The sequence below is a fragment of the Bradyrhizobium sp. AT1 genome (genome assembly GCF_001590795.1).
GTDB lineage: Bacteria > Pseudomonadota > Alphaproteobacteria > Rhizobiales > Xanthobacteraceae > Bradyrhizobium.
Map to the genome: position 1 here is coordinate 3,230,715 of NZ_JXDL01000001.1, position 5,984 is coordinate 3,236,698.

7 protein-coding genes and 1 tRNA gene are annotated in these 5,984 nt (G+C 61.7%); 3 read left to right on the forward strand and 5 right to left on the reverse strand.

Annotated elements, in window-relative coordinates; translation table 11 throughout:
• Positions 1-812 (reverse strand): N-carbamoyl-D-amino-acid hydrolase (locus SE92_RS15235; RefSeq protein ID WP_063203549.1); only part of this gene is annotated, 812 nt, incomplete at its 3' end.
• Between the two features lie 128 nt (positions 813-940).
• Here SE92_RS15235 and SE92_RS37140 point away from each other — a divergent pair.
• Both SE92_RS37140 and SE92_RS15245 read left to right on the forward strand, forming a co-directional pair.
• Positions 941-1,312: a hypothetical protein gene (locus SE92_RS37140; RefSeq protein ID WP_245324590.1), complete on the forward strand. Its 372-nt coding sequence runs from the start codon at positions 941-943 to the stop codon at positions 1,310-1,312.
• Between the two features lie 203 nt (positions 1,313-1,515).
• A complete protein-coding gene (locus SE92_RS15245; RefSeq protein WP_063196506.1) occupies positions 1,516-1,842 on the forward strand; it encodes a hypothetical protein in 327 nt (108 codons plus the stop codon).
• A gap of 22 nt (positions 1,843-1,864) precedes the next feature.
• Here the strand turns inward: SE92_RS15245 and SE92_RS15250 are convergent, their stop codons facing one another.
• From SE92_RS15250 to SE92_RS15260, 4 genes are all read right to left on the reverse strand, one after another.
• Complete coding sequence (locus SE92_RS15250; RefSeq protein ID WP_063196507.1) at positions 1,865-2,839, reverse strand: Bug family tripartite tricarboxylate transporter substrate binding protein; 975 nt, start codon at positions 2,837-2,839, stop codon at positions 1,865-1,867.
• A gap of 574 nt (positions 2,840-3,413) precedes the next feature.
• Positions 3,414-3,764: a hypothetical protein gene (locus SE92_RS35855; RefSeq protein WP_157095452.1), complete on the reverse strand. Its 351-nt coding sequence runs from the start codon at positions 3,762-3,764 to the stop codon at positions 3,414-3,416.
• 156 nt (positions 3,765-3,920) lie between these two features.
• Positions 3,921-4,832 (reverse strand): helix-turn-helix domain-containing protein, encoded by a 912-nt coding sequence (locus tag SE92_RS15255; protein WP_063196508.1) that lies wholly within the window; start codon positions 4,830-4,832, stop codon positions 3,921-3,923.
• Between the two features lie 333 nt (positions 4,833-5,165).
• Positions 5,166-5,242: transfer RNA gene (locus SE92_RS15260), tRNA-Pro, on the reverse strand.
• Between the two features lie 68 nt (positions 5,243-5,310).
• On the opposite strand from SE92_RS15260, the gene SE92_RS15265 reads away from it, so the two are divergent.
• A partial coding sequence (locus SE92_RS15265; RefSeq protein ID WP_063196509.1) for an L-threonylcarbamoyladenylate synthase occupies positions 5,311-5,984 on the forward strand: 674 nt, incomplete at its 3' end.

Here is a 5,984-nt window from a genome sequence, read left to right on the forward strand (position 1 = left end):
GCGAGCGCGAGCTCGCCGCCCTTGGTCGCGCAGCGCGCGATGATCTCGCCGGAGGGCGCGATGATGCAGCTGCCGCCGATGTGGTCGACGCCTTCCTCGACGCCGGCCTTGGCGACCCCGACCACGAAGGTGCCGTTCTGATAGGCGCCGGCCTGCATCACCAAGTGGTTGTGGAACAGCGATAGATCGTCATGCTCCGGCGCGGGCGGATTGTGCACCGGCGTGTTGTAGCCGATCATCACCATCTCGACGCCCTGCAGGCCCATGACGCGATAGGTCTCGCTCCAGCGGCGGTCATTGCAGATCGCCATGCCCATCACGCCGCCGAAGGCACTGGCGACGCCGAAGCCGCTGCCCGGCTCGAAATAGCGCTTCTCCAGATGCTGAAATTTCCGCCACGGCTCGTGCTCGGCGTGGCCGGGCAGATGCACCTTGCGATACTTCAGAATAATCTCACCGCTCTTGTCGACGAGGATGGACGTGTTGTAGCGCCTGACAAGTCCGGCCTCGAGCGTCAGCTCGGCATAGCCGAGGCTAAAGCCGATCGCGAGCTCGCGCGCCAGATCGAACAGCGCCTGCGTCTCGGCGCCCGGCATCTCGCGCTCGAAGAAGCTGTCGATCTCGGCCTGGTCCTCGAAATACCAGCGCGGGAAAAACGTCGTCAGCGCGAGCTCGGGATAGACGATCAGGTCGCAGCCGCAAGCCTTCGCCTCGCGCATCAAGGCCATCAGCCGGGCCACCACGTCGGTCCTGCTCTCGGCCCTGGCGATCGGGCCAAGCTGGCCGGCCGCAACAGTCACAAATCTCGCCACGTGTCATTCCTTCATGTCCGGGAGTGCGACGGGCATGAGCCTATCGAGCGGAGAATCGCGCGCACAGGCCGGCTCGCCCGTCGTCGTGACGGGACACAATCAAATTCCGTGCCTGCGGGTAACATCATGTGGGCTGGCGCAATCGCCTGGGAAAGATCCGGGAACTTCGTTGCGAATTTGCAACGGTTCCCCACCGTCCGAAGCCGGACAAAACAAACTCCCATTCCGGCCACGAACCCCTCTCACAAGGCCGTGAGACGATCAGGGGAACGACGATGCGTGCACAACGCGTTTGGAAAGTGAATGGGGATGCCAGCATCGGGCATCTCCAATCGAGACTGGACGATCTGAACAAGCGTCTGGGTCAACTCGAAAGCCAGCATCCGGACAGCTGGAAGCTCGAAGAGCTGAGAGCGAGCGCGCTCAGCCTGTCGCGCGAGATCGACGACATCCGCTGCGCCGAGGCGACGGCGGCCTTGAGCGAGTTGCTGCGGAAGTAGCCGGCGGCCGCGATTCGCCGTCGCCTCCAAGGAACCAAGCTCCACGCCCGCCATTTCCATGTGAGCATGGAGCACGATCATGACCAGACACCTGACGCGAGCCCATCTCGCGCGCGGCGTGGCCGGCGCGGTGTCGACGCTCGTCCTGTGCGCGACGGCGGCCTTCGCCCTCGCGCGCCATTTTGCGCTGTGAGGGATTTGGCATGACCTCCGACCCCGAGGAGCAGGTGCGGCTGCAAGGCTTTGGCGAGATGACGTTGCGCACCGCCGTCGCGACGCTGATGCAGCTCGCACCGCGCGAGCGATCCGAGGCCGCGATCTTCCGCGTCCGCGATGGCGTGCGGCTGGCGCAAAGCGAGATCGCCGAGCTCGCATCGAGTTGGGACATCGCGCCCGCGCCAAAGGTGCGATCGCCGGGACTGGTCCCCGAGCAGCACTGGCCGGATGTCGTGCGCGGCATGGTGCGCGAGGCGCCGCTACCGGCGCTGATGGTGGCGTTTCTGGTGGGCGTGTTGGTGGCGCGAAGGTAGGCGCGCCAGCTGCTTTGCAAGACTATTTCTGCTCGCTTGCCCGAATCTGCTCTGCGAAGGGCCGCAGGGACTCGGACATGGCGTCGAGGCGCTTCTGCCACTCTGCGCCGGGCAGGAAGGCGATCACCGGCTCATCCCCGGGCGAGCTCGCCAGATAATCGGGATTGCGCAGACCCTCGGCAATGCCGGCTTCCAGCTTCCTGACGATGTGGTCAGGAACGCCCTTCGGGACTGCGAAACCGCGTTCCGCCGTCGACGTGACCGGAAATCCCGCCTCCTCGGCGGTCGGAACTTCGGGCAGCGATGGAAAGCGCTTCCTCGAGAGGATCGCAATGACGCGAAGAGGCCCTTTGTTGGTGCCATGCAATTCGGGGATCTCGCTGAGAGTGACCATCCCGACTTCCAGATGCCCGCCCAACAGATCGGTCCGTTGTGCCGCCGTTCCCCTGTAAGAGATTTCGTTGGGCTCGACCTTTGCGGCTGCTGCGAGCATGCGAATGGCCAGGTGACCATTCGTGCCGGCACCGTTGTGACCGAACGTCACCGAACCCGGCTTGCTGCGAAGGGCGGCAATAACATCCGGCAGGTTGTTGAATCTGCTGTCCGCGGGCACCACCATCACGTTCGGATCTTCGACGACCCGTGCGACCAGCCGAATGTCGTCCGTGCTGTATTGCGTCGTGCGGGTCATCGGCAGGAAATTATAGCCGGGCACGTTGACGACGCCCATCGCATAGGCGTCGGGCGCCGCGCGCGCGATCGCGGCAAACGCGATCTCTCCGCCGGCGCCAGGCTTGTTCAAGACGACGAACTTGGCCTTTCCGCCCAGCGCGCGCTCGACGACGGGAAGCAGCTTGCGGGCCATGACGTCGGTACCGCCGCCGGGCGCAAAACCAACGACGACTTCGATGGGCTTGTCGTCCGGCCACGCGGCCCATGCCGACCCACAGGCAGCAAGTCCAAAAGCAGTAACGAGCGCGACGATTGTCCTGTCCATGATTTCCAACCCTGTTTCTTGTTATTGGCCGACCGCGCTCTCGCACGCGCAACCGGCTAGGCGTTCATCTAGCCGTCGGCCTGAGCGGATGGCAACCGGTTACGCCGGGCGCAATCGTTCGATCGGCCGCGATGGTTCGTGAGGCGGTTGCGGAAGCGTCGCGCGCGAGGGTTGTCGTCTTCTGGCCTATTTCACAACGTGGGCCGCGATGTCGGCCATGCTACCGGAACAAGCGGCCCTGCCCAGCCAAATCGGCCGTGGACCCGCCCCGAAAATCGTTGCAGAAAGGCGTTCCGAGGCACCGGCGGCCGGTCCGCCAAGCCTCTGGAAAACGTCGACTTTTGGAAGAATGGTCGGAGTGGCAGGATTCGAACCTGCGCCCCCTGCGTCCCCGAACTTTGCGACGCACAGCTAAATCATTGAATTATTTCAAATCGAACTAACGAAAACACGCGAACAGAAGCAGAAGAGGCAGGGGTAGCGTTACCGTAGCGTTACCCAATTTTCGACGGCGGCGGACCGATGCTCCTTTAGCGAGAAGAGCTCGGCTTTCACCGAGCTCTTCCTTCGTCGACTAGCCAGTTGGGCTAATATTGCAGCCATGAGGCGTAAGAGCATTCTTGTAGTTCTTCAACAAGTCCTGCTCTTCCGCGCGTCTTGCATCCTTCGAAGGATTCAATCTGAGATGAACGTGCGTTGCACCCTTCAGATCGATGCACTGTGAACGATGGTGATCGGTTGAAGCTCGCTTCGAGAGATCACCTTCGCCAATGTAGATAGGAACCCAATAACCCGCCGCGTTCTTCTTGGCGTAGATGTAGTTCCCATCTTGGCCCGCGTTGATACTTGGGCCACGCGGATACACGTAGTAGAGGTACTTCTGACCGGAACTCCCGATCCATTGACAAGTTTCCTGACCAGCCATTTGGCTCTCCATATCAGGGATATTTGAGAGCCAGCTATTGACCGCAGGCAGCGCCCCGATTCAAAATCGGATCGCCTTGGATGGCCCATCCCGCGTCGGCTCTCTTCCGCACGGGGCGGTTTACGGGCCGTCGGATGTTCAAGCATCCGGCGGCTTTTATTTGTGGTTGAGACGCCCCTCCGCTTCGTATTTTGACCACATGACTTGGGCGGCTGGGACGCTCATCTTGCACGCCATCGCAGCGTCGTCTGGCCCTTTGAAGTTCGGCAGATGCCGTGTCGACATGAGCAAAGGGCCCGCGAAGGTGTCCGCCTGCCACTCAGCATCGCAATAAATCTTTTCGCTGTCATCCCGCATGCGGGCCATCGTTACGGTTCGATGCATAAGGAAATGTGCGAACTCGTGACAGGCGGTGAACCGATCGCGACCATTGTCACCCCACGCACCCGTATAGACGTCTTCGCGAAGAATGATGACGTTTTCCCCCGCAATCACCCTGCCCTCTTCGATTCCCATCGACTCTTTGTCCTGAACATCGACATAAAAGCCTTCGAGCAGACTCCCCATTCGGAATTCGAGTACATCCATGATCGGGAATTCAATCTGGGAGTCATCAACGAACGTCGATCTCACCTTCTCTGCAAAGGTTCGGATCACTTCAGTTGACATCGGAGGGACATGAATTCCCCTCCGCTTTCGATGAAACGGCACGTCGTCTGATTTGGATTTGAGGATGACCTTCTTCAGATCCTCCATCATTTTCGATGGCAGATCGTCAATTTTTCGCGCGAATGCCGCAACCAATTCGCGCTGTTCCTCCGCCAGTTTTGCGACTGGCACTTCCTTCCGAGTGCGATCCGCCGCGCGCCTTAATTCCTTGATTTCTGGCGCTGACAAATTCATTGCTCGCGCGACGTTCAACACAAACGCGTCCGGGATCGCCTTCTTCCCAGTCTCAATCGCAGAGAGAAACGCCGAACTCAGCCCCAAGCGATTTGCCAAATCCAGCAATCGCATGCCCTTGTCGAGCCTGAGCTTCCTGATCGCTATTCCGAACGGAGTTAGCATCGAGTCGGCCTCCGAAGAATCGTCTTCAAAGAGACTACTCCGAAATCGCAAGAAATCAACCGATTGGGTTAATCACGAACTCAACGCCTATTGCTGGTAGCATCAACCGGTGCAGAGCAACCTTTCGGCGATCTGAATACATGCTGACAAGTTGAACGCCGCGCGCCGTTGCTCGCTCGGCTTTGATCCGTTACCAACCCGGCACGAGAGCCAACAAATAGGAAGGTTTTGCTGCGGAGATCACTGCGTCCGCGTAGTGTTACCGTAGCGTTACCCAAAGCTGAGCACAGTGCTCGGGTCGATCCGGTAAGATGCTGAAAATAAATGAGGTCTTGGTCGGAGTGGCAGGATTCGAACCTGCGACCCCTGCGTCCCGAACGCAGTGCTCTACCGGGCTGAGCCACACTCCGACAAGAGGCCGGCTTATAGCGTTGGGTTTGGCGCACCGCAAGCGGCCGGATTGAGGAATTTTGTCCCTGTGAAAACGGGTCTTGAAACGCTGATTTTACCGGCCGGCGCGGCCGGCGCGGAGGCTGCCGCCCGGACCCTGGCCGCCGGCGGGCTGGTCGCGTTTCCGACCGAGACGGTCTATGGGCTCGGGGCGGACGCCGCCAATGCGACCGCGATCGCCCATCTCTACGCCGCCAAGGGGCGGCCGGCGTTCAATCCGCTGATTGCCCATGTGCCCGATATCTCGGCCGCACGGCGAATCGGGCGGTTCGACGCGCGGGCGTTGCAGCTGGCGGAGGCGTTCTGGCCGGGGCCGCTGACGCTGGTGGTGCCGAAGATTGAGGGCTGCCCGGTGGCGGATCTCGCCACCGCCGGCCTCGACACGGTCGCGATCCGCATTCCCGCCCACCCGGTCGCGCAGGCGATCCTGCGCGCCTTTGGCGGGGCCGTGGTGGCGCCGTCGGCCAACATTTCCGGCCACGTCTCGCCGACGCTGGCGGCCCATGTCGAGAGCGACTTATCGGGGCGGATCGACCTCATCATCGACGGCGGGCCGGTCGAGGTCGGCGTCGAATCGACGATTGTCGGCTGCCTCAACGCGCCGATGCTGCTGCGGCCCGGCGGGCTGTCGCGCGAGCGGATCGAGGCGGTGCTGGGCGCGCCCCTGGCGCGGCCGCCGCTGGACGCCGACAGCGACGACAG